Origin of the sequence: Bacillus sp. BML-BC051 (assembly GCF_019656175.1) — a bacterium.
GTDB classification, from domain to species: Bacteria; Bacillota; Bacilli; order Bacillales; family Bacillaceae_G; genus Bacillus_A; species Bacillus_A mobilis.
The window spans coordinates 75,755-89,216 of the sequence record NZ_BPLI01000078.1 but is presented as its reverse complement, the minus strand read 5'-3'; the positions used below and the strand labels follow the sequence as shown (position 1 = coordinate 89,216).

Here is a 13,462-nt window from a genome sequence, read left to right as displayed (position 1 = left end):
TATGAGTGGATTACATATATTAGCGTTTGGTGCTCATGCCGATGATGTTGAAATCGGCATGGCTGGTACCATTGCTAAATATACGAAGCAAGGGTATGAAGTAGGTATTTGTGATTTAACAGAAGCTGATCTTTCTTCTAATGGAACAATAGAGTTGAGAAAAGAAGAAGCAAAGGCGGCAGCTCGTATAATGGGAGTAAAAACGAGACTGAATTTAGCGATGCCAGACCGTGGTTTGTATATGAAAGAAGAGTATATACGTGAAATTGTAAAGGTGATTCGTACATATAAACCAAAACTAGTTTTTGCACCGTATTATGAAGATCGTCATCCAGATCATGCAAATTGTGCAAAACTTGTGGAAGAAGCTATTTTTTCAGCGGGAATTCGTAAATATATGCCAGAGGTTCCACCACATCGTGTGGAGTCTTTTTATCATTATATGATTAATGGTTTTCATAAACCGAATTTTTGTATAGATATAAGTGAGTACCTTTCTATAAAAGTGAAAGCATTAGAAGCGTATGAAAGTCAGTTTTCAACAGGGAGTGATGGTGTGAAAACGCCGTTAACAGAAGGTTATGTTGAAACTGTGGTCGCTCGAGAGAAAATGTTTGGAAAAGAAGTTGGAGTTTTATATGCCGAGGGATTTATGAGTAAGAAACCGGTTTTATTACATGCTGATTTAATAGGGGGATGTAAATGAAATTAAAAATAGGTATTACATGTTATCCTTCTGTAGGTGGTTCTGGGGTTGTTGGAACAGAATTAGGAAAGCAATTAGCGGAACGCGGGCATGAAATTCATTTTATTACATCGGGTTTACCATTCCGGTTAAATAAAGTGTATCCAAACATTTATTTTCATGAAGTGACGGTAAATCAATACTCTGTATTTCAATATCCACCATACGATTTAGCGTTAGCGAGTAAAATGGCAGAAGTTGCACAAAGAGAAAACTTAGACATTTTACATGTGCATTACGCAATACCACATGCAATTTGTGCTTATTTAGCAAAACAAATGATTGGAGAGCGAATTAAAATTGTTACAACCTTGCATGGAACAGATATTACCGTGTTAGGTTCCGACCCTTCGTTAAATAATTTAATTCGTTTTGGTATTGAGCAATCTGATGTTGTGACGGCTGTCTCGCATTCATTAATTAACGAAACGCATGAGCTAGTAAAACCAAATAAAGACATTGAAACGGTATATAACTTTATAGACGAACGTGTATATTTCAAGCGTGATATGTCTCAATTAAAGAAAGAATACGGTATAAGTGAGAGTGAAAAGATACTCATTCACATTTCAAATTTCCGTAAAGTGAAACGCGTGCAAGATGTTGTTCAGGCATTTGCTAAAATTGTTACAGAAGTAGATGCGAAGTTACTTCTTGTAGGAGATGGACCAGAATTTTGCACGATTTTACAGTTAGTGAAAAATCTACATATTGAAGATCGCGTCTTATTCTTAGGAAAGCAAGATAATGTTGCAGAGCTACTTGCGATGAGTGATTTAATGTTACTTCTATCAGAGAAGGAGAGTTTTGGTCTTGTTTTATTAGAAGCGATGGCGTGTGGTGTACCTTGTATCGGAACAAGGGTTGGAGGTATTCCAGAAGTCATTCAACATGGTGAAACAGGATATTTATGTGAAGTTGGCGATCCAGCAGGAGTGGCAAATCAAGCCATTCAGCTATTAAAGGATGAAGAACTTCACCGTAATATGGGAGAGCGAGCAAGAGCAAGTGTTTACGAGCAGTTCCGCTCTGAAAAAATCGTCTCACAATATGAAACGATTTATTATGATGTACTAAGGGATGACAAAAATGAAAAGATTTAAAAAAGCTAGTTCTATTATTGAGACTTTAAAGCAACAAGGACATGAGGCCTACTTTGTCGGTGGAAGCGTACGAGATCTTATTATCGATAGACCGATTGGAGATATTGATATCGCAACATCTGCTTTACCAGAAGAAGTGATGGCTATATTTCCAAGACATGTTCCTGTTGGTCTTGAGCATGGAACTGTAATTGTGGTAGAAAATGGTGAACCTTATGAGGTAACCACCTTTCGAACAGAGAGCGAATATGAAGATTTTCGAAGACCTAGTAGTGTTCAATTTGTTCGTTCATTAGAAGAGGATTTAAAACGTCGTGATTTCACAATGAATGCAATTGCGATGACAGAAGAAGGCGAAATGGTTGATTTATTTGCTGGACAGGAAGCGATTCAAAAGAGAGAAATTGTGACAGTTGGAAATGCTGCGGATCGTTTTCAAGAAGACGCCCTGCGAATGATGCGTGGTATTCGTTTCGTAAGTACGTTAGGTTTTTCTTTAGAAATGAAAACGAAACAAGCAATTGAAACATATGGACATTTACTGGAACATATTGCAATTGAGCGAATTACAGTGGAATTTGAGAAACTGTTAACTGGTACATATTGCGTGAAGGGCTTGCAAGAATTAGTAGAAACGAAGCTATTTTCTCATTTGCCATATTTACAAATGTCAGAAGAGAGATTATTAAAAGCTACGCAGTATAACTGGGATTCTTTTGAAACGGACATTGAGGCATGGGCATTCTTCTTATATTGTATTGGAGAAGAGCATCCATCTGTCTTTTTACGTCAATGGAAGTTTTCGAATAAAAAAATAAAAGATATCGTCGCAGTTTTATTAACAATTCGTACGAGAAAGGAGAAGGATTGGGATACAGTCCTTCTTTATAAAACGGGACTTCATATCGCTGAAATGGCCGAAAGAGTATATGAAGCGATGATTGAAAGCTATGATCATACATCTGTTAAACGAGTACAAACGTTATTTGAAATATTGCCAATCAAGAGTCGCCAAGAAATGAATGTGACTGGGAATGATTTATTAAACTGGGCAAATAAAAAGCCCGGTCCGTGGGTTGCTGAAATGATTCAAAAAATTGAGGAAGCAATCGTACAAGGAAACGTAGTTAATGAGAAAGAGTGTATAAGGGAGTGGCTGCAAGAATGCAATCTACTATAAGAAAGCAGTTATTGCAAGTTTTTTCGGAAGCGGATGGCGCGTTTGTATCTGGCCAAACGATTAGTGATAAACTTGGTTGTTCAAGAACCGCTGTGTGGAAACATATGGAGGACCTTCGGAATGAGGGATATGAACTTGAAGCTGTGCGTCGATTAGGTTATCGCATTGCGGGCAAGCCAGACAAAGTAACTGCTAATGAAATTCAGTTAGGGTTACAAACGAAACATATTGGTAGAACGGTATATTTTGAAGAATCTGTTGAATCTACGCAGCATATTGCAGCAAAACTTGCTTATGAAGGCGCAGAAGAAGGAACCATTGTTGTGGCAGAAGAACAAACGTCGGGCAGAGGTCGTTTAAGCAGGAAATGGTATTCACCAAAAGGAACAGGAATTTGGATGAGTATTATTTTACGTCCATCAATCCCGGTTCATCATGCACCACAACTTACTTTGTTAGCGGCTGTTAGCGTTGCACAAGCAATTGAAAAGTGCACGGGTGTAAACGTAGGAATAAAATGGCCAAATGATATTTTAATTCAAGGTAAAAAGGCTGTAGGTATATTAACAGAAATGCAGGCGGATCCTGATAAAATTAATGCTGTCATTATGGGTATTGGTATTAATGCGAATCAAAAGCAAGAACATTTTGATGAGGAAATTCAGCATATTGCTACTTCTTTAGCGATTGAGTCCGGTAAGCCAATTGTTCGTGCAGAGCTTATGCAACAAATCTTTTTACAACTAGAAAAATTATATGAAGAGTATTTACAAAATGGTTTCTCTGTTATTAAAATTCTTTGGGAAAGTTACGCTGTTAGCATCGGGAAAGAAATTACTGCTCGAACGATGAGAGAGACAATTATAGGGGTAGCAAAAGGAATTACAGAGGATGGTGTATTGCTTCTGGAGGATCATGAAGGGAAAGTACATCACATTCATTCTGCGGATATCGAAATTAAGTAAAAGAAGTTCCTTTTTGGAACTTCTTTTTATTTGACTATTACTTTGCCTTCCATTCCTTTAAGAAGATGGTACCGGCATATTAATTCATATGTACCAGTATTTTTAGGTTTCACGGTAATATTTCTCTCTTTTCCTGACTCGACTACGACGTCAATGCCAAGTTTTTTCACTGTAAAGGTGTGCTCATTTTTACCTTTGTTTTTTAATAACAATGTTGTTGACTCTTCAATTGGAATCGTGATGACATTAGGGTTAAAGTAATCATCATTCAGTTCAACCTCAATTACTTTCGTTGAATCGATAGGTTGTGTCACGACGTTAACTGAAGCAAATACATGGAAGGAGCTAAACGTTATCATCCCTACAATTATCATAAGAAAACCGGTAAGTCGAAATAACCATTTGTTCATAGACATTCGCAATTCTCCTTTTATAAGTATGTTTCCTCCATTAACCTGCATCATTATTTGAAGAGTTATACTATGCATGTAAATTAAGCTATTTGTCTTTCTATAATAGAGTGATGTGTAAAAATTTCACATACCATAATGGAATTAAAATTTATTTTTTCAAAAAAATGTAGTAATTCCTTTTTGGAGTTTGCTATAATTAGTTCGAATGTGGGCAGTATCAGAGCGAACTGCACCATGATTCGAAGCAATCCGAAAAAATAATAACTTGGATTCTGCCTTGATCCAATAATGGACTGGGACAGAGGGATGAATAATGCCGACTAACACACAACCCTTCTGCCCTTTTATGGCCAGAGGGGTTTTTATATGATTTCGGCCATCTCCTCTCTCCTGCATAAAGGAGGAGTAGTTTTTGAAAACAAAAACAGATTTTTTGAAGATGAAAGAGCAAGGTGAGCCGATTACGATGCTAACGGCGTATGATTATCCATCTGCTAAATTAGCAGAAGAAGCTGAAGTTGATATGATTCTAGTTGGAGATTCTCTTGGGATGGTGGTGCTCGGATACGATTCAACAGTACCTGTAACAGTAGAGGATATGATTCATCATACGAAAGCTGTACGCCGAGGAGCGAAAGAGACGTTTATTGTAACTGATATGCCATTTATGTCGTATCATGTGTCGCCTCAAGATACGATGGTGAATGCACGCCGCATTGTTCAGGAGAGTGGTGCTCATGCACTGAAGGTAGAAGGTGCAGGGGAAGTAGTATCAACGATTCATTACTTGACGAACGCGGGAATTCCTGTCGTGGCGCACTTAGGCTTAACTCCACAATCTGTAGGAGTACTAGGTGGGTATAAAGTACAAGGAAAAGATGCTGAAAGTGCAAAAAAATTAATAGAAGATGCGAAGAGATGTGAGGAAGCTGGTGCGATAGCGCTTGTGCTAGAATGTGTGCCAATGCAGTTAGCAGAATTAATTTCGAAGCAACTAACAATTCCAACGATTGGAATTGGAGCAGGGAAAAAAGTAGATGGGCAAGTACTTGTTTATCATGATCTTATCTCATACGGCGTAAATCGTGTTCCGAAATTCGTGAAACAATATACATCTGTTCAAGAGGAGATTGTGCGAGGGATTTCACAATACGTTACTGAAGTAAAGACAGGGCAATTTCCAGAAGAAAAACATTCATTCACAATGAAAGAGGAAGAATGCTTAGCGTTATACGGAGGAAAACAATAATGAAAATCGTAACTACAGTGCAAGAGATGCAGCAAATTACAAACGACCTTCGTACAAGTGGAAAGAGTATTGGTTTTGTTCCAACGATGGGTTATTTACATGAAGGTCATGCGACTTTATTACGTAGAGCAAGAGAAGAAAATGAAATTGTAGTTTTAAGCGTATTTGTCAATCCGCTACAGTTTGGACCGAATGAAGATTTAGATCGATACCCTCGTGATATTGATCGAGATGAAAATGTAGCAAAAGAAAACGGTGTAGATTATTTATTTTATCCGAGTGTAGAAGAAATGTATCCAGCAGAACAAACGACAACAGTAGCAGTTGTGAAGCGTACCGATGTATTATGTGGCAAACAAAGACCTGGTCATTTTGCTGGAGTTGCGACTGTACTAATGAAACTGTTTAATATTACATTGCCAACGCGTGCTTATTTCGGTATGAAAGATGCACAGCAAGTTGCTGTCATTGAGGGATTTGTCGCTGATTTTAATATTCCGGTTACGATCGTACCAGTGGATATTGTCAGGGAAGAAGATGGATTAGCGAAAAGTTCTCGTAACGTGTATTTATCACAAGAAGAGCGTGAAGAGGCTCCTCAATTATACCGCAGTCTATGTATAGCAAAAGAAAAAATTGAAGCAGGCGAACGAAATGCAGAAATTATTACAACTCTTGTGAAAGAGTATATTGAGACGTATACGAAAGGTACTGTAGATTATGCTGATTTATATGCTTATCCTTCACTACAAGTAATGGATAAAATTGAAGGACGAATCATTTTAGCAATTGCAGTTAAATTCAAGAATGTACGATTAATTGACAATATAACAGTAACGGTTAAATAAGGGGGAGCAACTATGTTTCGCACAATGATGAGAGCGAAGTTACATCGCGCAACAGTAACAGAAGCAAATTTAAACTATGTAGGTAGTATTACAATTGATGAAGATTTAATGGATGCAGTAAATATTGTAGAAAATGAAAAAGTACAAATCGTAAATAATAATAATGGTGCTCGATTAGAGACATATGTTATTAAGGGCGAACGTGGTAGCGGTGTTGTTTGTTTAAATGGTGCAGCTGCAAGGCTTGTACAGCCAGGGGATAAAGTTATTATTATTTGCTACGGTTTAGTGGCAGAAGAAAATATTCATAAACAAGAGCCGAAAATTGCAGTATTAGACGATGATAATCAAATTATTGAAATGTTAGGTGCTGAAAAAGCGGGTACGATATTATAAGTAAGAAGGCTATCTCTATTACGGAGATAGCTTTTTTGTGCATCTTTTCATTAAGATGAGATAAAACGTGGTATAGTAACATTATATAATTTTGCGTTTGATAGGTAAGAAATTGAGGTGTTACATATATGAGTAAGCGTTATGTCGTTGTGGATTTAGAGACGACAGGGAACTCCTGGAAGGATGGGAAGGATAAAATTACCCAAATTGCAGCTGTTGTAGTGGAAGATGGAGAGATATTAGAGATTTTCTCATCTTTTATTAATCCGAAGAGAGAGATTCCGCCATTTATTACAGAACTAACAGGGATTGATGAGAGTATGGTTAAGCAAGCCCCGTTATTTCAAGATGTAGCCCCGATGGTTGTTGAGCTATTACAAGGTGCAGCTTTCGTTGCACATAACGTTCACTTTGATTGGAATTTTTTAACGGAAGAATTAAGGCAGGCTGGATATACAGAAGTACATTGTTCAAAAGTTGATACAGTTGAGTTGGCGCAAATTCTTTTGCCGACGGCTGATAGTTATAAATTACGTGATTTAGCGAAACAACATGAACTAGAGCACGATCAACCGCATCGTGCGGATAGTGATGCTCTTGCAACAGCGGAATTGTTTTTACAATTTTTAAATGAAATTGAAAAGTTACCACTTGTCACCTTGCAATCGCTCTATGAATTAAGTGATGTTTTTCAAAGTGATATAGCGGATGTACTTTCTGAAAATATTTTAAAGAAAATGATGCATGGTAAAAAAGCGGCTGAGGGGTATGAAGTGTATCGAAATATTGCACTTCGAAAACGGAATTATTCTTTAAATCTCAGTGAAACATGTTCATCTAAATTTGATGCTTTTTTGCATAAGACAATTGATAAACTTGAATTGAATATGCCAAAGTTTGAAAAAAGAGAAAGCCAACAGATTATGATGAAGGAAATATATACAGCACTAAGAGATTCTAGATTTTCACTAATTGAAGCAGGAACAGGAACAGGAAAGACTCTTGCATATTTACTTCCAAGTATTTATTTTGCAACGAAAAAAGAAGAACCTGTCATCATTAGTACCCACACAGTACAATTGCAACAACAAATATTAGAAAAAGAAATTCCATTATTACAGAAAATAATGCCATTTTCATTTGAAGTAGCTCTTTTGAAAGGAAGAAAGCATTATCTTTGTCTACATAAATTTGAATATGCTTTGCAAGAGGAAGAGAAAAATTATGATATGGCGCTCACAAAGGCAAAAATTTTAGTGTGGTTATTGCAAACAGAAACTGGTGATCGGGATGAGTTAAATATTCCTGAGGGCGGAAAGTTACTTTGGAACCGTATTTGTAGTGATGTACATAGTCCAGGCGGAATGCAAAGTAACTGGTATAGTCGTTGTTTTTATCAAAGAGCAAAGAATAAAGCATTATTTGCAGATATCGTTATTACAAATCATGCGTTATTATTTCAAGATTTTTCAAGTGAAGAACCACTTTTTGCTTCATGTGAACATATTATTTTTGATGAAGCTCATCATATCGAGGAAGCGGCGAGTAGAACATTAGGTGAACAGTTCTCCTGTATGTACTTCCAGCTAGTTTTATCTCGACTTGGTACGCTAGAAACAGATGATGTACTTTCTAAAGTATATAAAATGATGAAAAAATCAGAGCAAGCCTCTCGTTCAACTTTCCGTATGGTGAGTCATAGTTTGAAGGAATTGAAATTTGATGCAGATGAGCTATTCCAAATGTTACGTGCTTTTATCTTTAAGCAAACAAAGCAGGAACAAGGGATAAGCAATATGCCACTCATTTATCGATATAACACGGAAGTAGAGAAAGGTAAGTTATGGGATAGTATTACCGAGTTAACAAATCGTTTTGTATATGATGTAAGAAAATTGTTGACTACACTTGAGAAGCAAGTTGACATATTGCAAAGTAAATTAGAATGGGAGATGCATGTTGTTACAGGTGAATTTATGCATTTAATTGAGTTGTTGAGAAAGATGGAACAATCTTTACAATTACTCATTTTAGAAAAAAATTCATACGTGACATGGATGGAGACTGAAACAAAGGGAACAATTCATTCAACGGTTTTATATGCACAGCCTGTTCATATTGGTGAAAGATTTGCGGATGAATTTTTAACACAAAAAAAGAGTGTTATTTTTACATCAGCAACGTTAACAGTAAATGATTCATTTGACTATATAAAAGAGGAGCTAGGTTTACATGATTTTGCTCCAAATACATTACAGGTCCCGTCACCATTCCGTTTTGAAGAACAGATGAAATTAATGGTTTCAACAGATGTGCCGTTTATTAAGCAAGCAAGTAATGAAGAATATATTGAATCTGTGTCGGCACATATTGCAAAAATAGCGAAAGCTACAAAAGGTAGAATGCTCGTTTTATTCACTTCGTATGAAATGTTGAAAGAAGCGTATGCGAATTTGAAAAATGATGAGGAATTAGAAGGTTATTTATTATTAACGCAAAGTGTGAATAATAAGAGCCGAAGTCGTCTCATTCGTAAATTTCAAGAGTTAGACAAATCGATTTTGTTAGGAACAAGTAGTTTTTGGGAAGGGATAGATATACCTGGAGATGCCCTTAGTTGTCTTGTTATTGTCCGGCTTCCCTTTACACCTCCTCATCAACCGATGATGGAAGCAAAAGGAGAGTGGTTAAAAAATCAAGGAGAAGACGTATTCGCTAAGTTAGCACTCCCGCAAGCAATCTTGCGTTTCAAACAAGGATTTGGTCGCCTGATTAGAACAAGTACAGATACCGGAACGGTATTTGTACTAGATCGTCGTTTGACAAGCGCTTCTTATGGGAAACGTTTTTTACAATCAATCCCAACTGTCCCGCTTTATGAAGGCCCTTTAGAAGAATTGTTAGAACAATTAAAAGAACGACCAACTGAATAAAATTGGAAGAAAAATACGCCTGAAGTACATTTAAACTTCAGGCGTAAAAAATGTGGGTAGGAGGAATTTTATTTTTCTTACTTCTTGTATACAAAATGTATTGGTTTTCGACTTGAAACCTTTTTTTGCAGTACATGTCCTGCTATAATAGATGGGTGATGAAGCAGGGGTTGTAAAGAATGTACTCTTATTGTAACCGCATTGCGTTCTTCTATAATTAGAAATTTTTGTGTAACGGAGGAGTTTTTTCATGGATAAGAAAATCGAAGTCCTATCAACGACGCGTCTTAATTATTCGTCTGACTTGTATAAAATCGTTGATAGTTTGAATCGTACGTTAAAAGAGCAGGACCTCATGTTCGGATTAGCATTAGACGAAAAAGATAAAGAAACAGCTGTATTTACGATTTACAGAACGTAGTGATACAATGAAAAAGTGGATCTTTGCAATCGTTATCGTAATCGTTGCTAGCGGAATATATGGGGCGTATGTTTATAATAAAGCAATGGAAAAGAAAATCCCTAAAGAGGCAAAATCTGTAGAAATTGCGAAAGAAAAGGCAAAGCTTACAAAGGTAAAATCTGTTGATTATTATAACGGAGAATCTTCATATACAGTCGTACAAGGTACAGATGAAAAAGGAGAACAACTTATCGTTTGGGTGCCTGAGAAAAAAGGGGAAACTATAGTAAGGAAAAAGAGCGAAGGTATTTCTGAAAAAGATGCTTTACAAAGAACGATTGAACAAGTCGGAGATGACAGTAAGGAGCCCAAGAGTAAGCCTAAAGAAATTTTAAAAGTAAAATTAGGCGTTGAAAACAATATACCACTATGGGAAGTTACATATATTGATGATGACAATCGTTATAGTTACTACAATCTTGCATTTCAAGATGGTCAGTTTTTAAAACGATATAGCATTGAAAAATAGATGTAGGGGGAACTACAAATGAAATTAGCAAAGCGAGTAGCTGCTTTAACACCATCTGCAACTTTAGAAATTACAGCAAAGGCACAAGCATTAAAAGCAGAAGGTCATGATGTAATTGGATTAGGGGCGGGAGAACCTGACTTTAATACGCCAGAACATATTATGGATGCTGCACATAAAGCGATGTTAGAAGGACATACGAAGTATACACCAACAGGTGGATTACAAGCGTTAAAACAAGAAATTGTGAAAAAGTTTACACGTGATCAAGGAATTGCGTATGATCCATCTGAAATTATTGTATGTAACGGTGCAAAGCATGCATTATATACATTATTCCAAGTATTACTTGATGAAGGAGATGAAGTAATTATCCCAACGCCTTACTGGGTAAGTTATCCTGAACAAGTAAAGCTTGCTGGTGGTAAGCCAGTTTATGTAGAAGGTCTGGAAGACAATGAATACAAAATTACAGCGAAGCAGCTGCGTGAGGCAATTACAGAGAAAACGAAAGCAGTTATTATTAATTCACCGAGCAATCCAACAGGAATGATTTACAGCAAAGAGGAATTACAACAGCTTGGAGAAGTATGTTTAGAGCATGATATCTTAATCGTTTCAGATGAAATTTATGAAAAGTTAATTTATGGTGGAGCAGAATATACTTCAGTTGCCCAGCTTTCTAATGCATTAAAAGAACAAACACTTATTATTAATGGTGTATCTAAATCTCATTCTATGACAGGATGGCGTATTGGATATGCAGCAGGAAATAAGCAGCTTATTAAAGCGATGACGAACTTAGCGAGTCATAGTACGTCAAACCCTACTTCAATCGCTCAATACGGCGCAATAGCGGCATATGCAGGCTCACAGCAACCTGTAGAAACAATGCGTCAAGCATTTGAAGAGAGATTAAACATTATTTATGATAAATTAATTCAAATCCCTGGCTTTACTTGCATTAAACCACAAGGTGCATTTTACTTATTCCCTAATGTAAAAGAAGCTGTAGCTTTATCAGGATACGAAAATGTTGATGATTGGGCAAAAGCTCTATTAGAAGAGGAAAAAGTAGCTCTTGTACCAGGTACAGGATTTGGTGCTCCAAATAACGTTCGTTTATCATATGCGACTTCTCTTGAACAAGTAGAGAAAGCATTAGAACGCATTCATACGTTTATGAAAAGTAAAGTGCAAGCTTAATTGTATATTTTATTAACGCAATACAAAAAACCTTCCTACATAATAGGAAGGTTTTTTTGACGAATTGTGGCAAAAAGAAATAGTGAAAGGTGTGTTATACTAGAGAGCGAGGTGTTTGGTGATGAAAAAGAAAATGATGTTACAGTGGTTTGAGCAGGGAAGCATTGCAATTCCAAAATTACTTATGATGCATTATAAAAAATTAGGGTTAAATGAAATGGAATTTATGGTTGTACTTCATGTACACACCTTTTTAGAATCGGGTAATTCGTTTCCGACTCCGTCAGAGATTTCAGAACGGATGACGATTACTGAAATGAAATGTATGGAAGTCATTCAGGCATTGATTCAAAAAGGTTTTTTATCACTAGAAGGTGGACAAAAATCAGAAGCAATGATGTGTGAAAGCTATTCTTTACAACCGCTATGGGAAAAAATATTGCATTTCTTAATGAATGAATCAGTAGAGGAAGAACAAAAAGAAATAAAACAACTGCAAGTAAATTTATATACAGTATTTGAAAAAGAATTTGGAAGACCACTTTCTCCGTTTGAATGTGAAACGTTGGGTATGTGGGAAGATCAAGATCAACATCATCCGAATTTAATTCAAGCGGCCCTCAGGGAAGCTGTAATGAGTGGTAAGCTTAATTTCCGATATATTGATCGTATTTTATTTGAGTGGAAAAAGAATGGTATTAAAACAGTAGATCAAGCCCAAAACCAAGGACGAAAATTTAGAGAAAATCAACAACGAACGCAGCAAACGACAAAACAAGAGACGAAATTTACTGGGAAAGTGCCTTTTTATAATTGGTTGGAGCAGTAATGTAGGAGGAAGTATATGTTAAATAAAACGCAAATTCGCTATTGCTTAGATACAATGGCGGATATGTATCCAGAAGCACATTGTGAATTAATTCATGATAATCCGTTTGAATTAGTAATTGCGGTGGCATTATCTGCACAATGTACAGATGCACTTGTAAATAAAGTGACGAAAAATTTATTTCAAAAATATAAAACACCAGAAGATTATTTAAGTGTTTCCCTAGAAGAGTTACAACAAGATATACGTTCTATTGGGTTGTATAGAAATAAAGCAAAAAACATTCAAAAATTGTGCCGAATGTTGCTGGATGATTATGATGGAAAAGTTCCAGAAGATCGTGACGAGCTGACGAAGTTACCAGGAGTAGGGAGAAAAACAGCAAATGTAGTTGTTTCGGTAGCGTATGGCATTCCCGCAATTGCTGTTGATACGCATGTAGAGAGAGTGAGTAAACGGTTAGCGATTTGTAGATGGAAAGATTCGGTGTTAGAAGTAGAAAAGACATTAATGAAGAAAATTCCGATGGATGAATGGAGTGTTACACATCACCGTATGATTTTCTTTGGACGTTATCACTGTAAAGCACAGCGACCACAATGTGAAGAGTGCCCTTTACTAGAAGTATGTCGTGAAGGAAAGAAGCGAATGAAGGGGAAATAA

General features: G+C 36.5%; 14 protein-coding genes. 13 read left to right on the top strand and 1 reads right to left on the bottom strand.

Annotated elements, in window-relative coordinates:
* Nucleotide 1 precedes the first annotated feature (1 nt).
* From bshB1 to K5S59_RS26360, 4 genes are read left to right on the top strand one after another with little or no spacing between them, the layout of a single operon-like run.
* Nucleotides 2-706, top strand: a complete 705-nt coding sequence (gene bshB1 / locus K5S59_RS26375; protein ID WP_000015663.1) for a bacillithiol biosynthesis deacetylase BshB1 — start codon at nucleotides 2-4, stop codon at nucleotides 704-706.
* The gene (gene bshA / locus K5S59_RS26370; RefSeq protein WP_000768294.1) at nucleotides 703-1,848 is read left to right on the top strand and encodes an N-acetyl-alpha-D-glucosaminyl L-malate synthase BshA; all 1,146 of its coding nucleotides are present in this window, start codon (nucleotides 703-705) and stop codon (nucleotides 1,846-1,848) included. Before bshB1 ends, bshA begins: the two co-directional genes overlap by 4 nt.
* A complete protein-coding gene (locus K5S59_RS26365) occupies nucleotides 1,835-3,028 on the top strand; it encodes a CCA tRNA nucleotidyltransferase (protein ID WP_000819497.1) in 1,194 nt (397 codons plus the stop codon). The genes bshA and K5S59_RS26365 overlap by 14 nt, the downstream gene beginning before the upstream one ends.
* Complete coding sequence (locus K5S59_RS26360) at nucleotides 3,013-3,993, top strand: biotin--[acetyl-CoA-carboxylase] ligase (RefSeq protein ID WP_001192030.1); 981 nt, start codon at nucleotides 3,013-3,015, stop codon at nucleotides 3,991-3,993. Before K5S59_RS26365 ends, K5S59_RS26360 begins: the two co-directional genes overlap by 16 nt.
* A 26-nt stretch (nucleotides 3,994-4,019) precedes the next feature.
* Here K5S59_RS26360 and K5S59_RS26355 read toward each other — a convergent pair whose 3' ends face one another.
* Nucleotides 4,020-4,409 (bottom strand): cupredoxin domain-containing protein, encoded by a 390-nt coding sequence (locus tag K5S59_RS26355; RefSeq protein WP_000062353.1) that lies wholly within the window; start codon nucleotides 4,407-4,409, stop codon nucleotides 4,020-4,022.
* 409 nt (nucleotides 4,410-4,818) lie between these two features.
* On the opposite strand from K5S59_RS26355, the gene panB reads away from it, so the two are divergent.
* The 9 genes from panB to nth all read left to right on the top strand — a co-directional run bounded on the left by panB (nucleotide 4,819) and on the right by nth (nucleotide 13,462).
* Entirely contained in the window at nucleotides 4,819-5,655 is an 837-nt protein-coding gene (gene panB / locus K5S59_RS26350) for a 3-methyl-2-oxobutanoate hydroxymethyltransferase (protein WP_000853116.1), read from the top strand.
* The gene (gene panC, locus K5S59_RS26345; protein ID WP_120449757.1) at nucleotides 5,655-6,503 is read left to right on the top strand and encodes a pantoate--beta-alanine ligase; all 849 of its coding nucleotides are present in this window, start codon (nucleotides 5,655-5,657) and stop codon (nucleotides 6,501-6,503) included. The genes panB and panC overlap by 1 nt, the downstream gene beginning before the upstream one ends.
* A gap of 12 nt (nucleotides 6,504-6,515) precedes the next feature.
* A complete protein-coding gene (gene panD / locus K5S59_RS26340; protein WP_000490176.1) occupies nucleotides 6,516-6,899 on the top strand; it encodes an aspartate 1-decarboxylase in 384 nt (127 codons plus the stop codon).
* Nucleotides 6,900-7,027: 128 nt separating this feature from the next.
* A complete protein-coding gene (gene dinG / locus K5S59_RS26335; RefSeq protein ID WP_120449759.1) occupies nucleotides 7,028-9,832 on the top strand; it encodes an ATP-dependent DNA helicase DinG in 2,805 nt (934 codons plus the stop codon).
* A 250-nt stretch (nucleotides 9,833-10,082) separates the two neighbouring features.
* Entirely contained in the window at nucleotides 10,083-10,253 is a 171-nt protein-coding gene (locus K5S59_RS26330; RefSeq protein WP_000358355.1) for a YpmA family protein, read from the top strand.
* Between the two features lie 7 nt (nucleotides 10,254-10,260).
* Complete coding sequence (locus K5S59_RS26325; protein ID WP_000758747.1) at nucleotides 10,261-10,764, top strand: cell wall elongation regulator TseB-like domain-containing protein; 504 nt, start codon at nucleotides 10,261-10,263, stop codon at nucleotides 10,762-10,764.
* An 18-nt stretch (nucleotides 10,765-10,782) separates the two neighbouring features.
* Entirely contained in the window at nucleotides 10,783-11,970 is a 1,188-nt protein-coding gene (gene aspB, locus K5S59_RS26320; protein ID WP_000761547.1) for an aspartate transaminase AspB, read from the top strand.
* Between the two features lie 121 nt (nucleotides 11,971-12,091).
* Nucleotides 12,092-12,799 carry a DNA replication protein DnaD gene (dnaD, locus tag K5S59_RS26315; RefSeq protein ID WP_000728533.1) on the top strand — a complete coding sequence of 236 codons (708 nt, stop codon included), beginning with the start codon at nucleotides 12,092-12,094 and terminating at the stop codon, nucleotides 12,797-12,799.
* A 15-nt stretch (nucleotides 12,800-12,814) separates the two neighbouring features.
* Complete coding sequence (gene nth, locus K5S59_RS26310; protein WP_000933021.1) at nucleotides 12,815-13,462, top strand: endonuclease III; 648 nt, start codon at nucleotides 12,815-12,817, stop codon at nucleotides 13,460-13,462.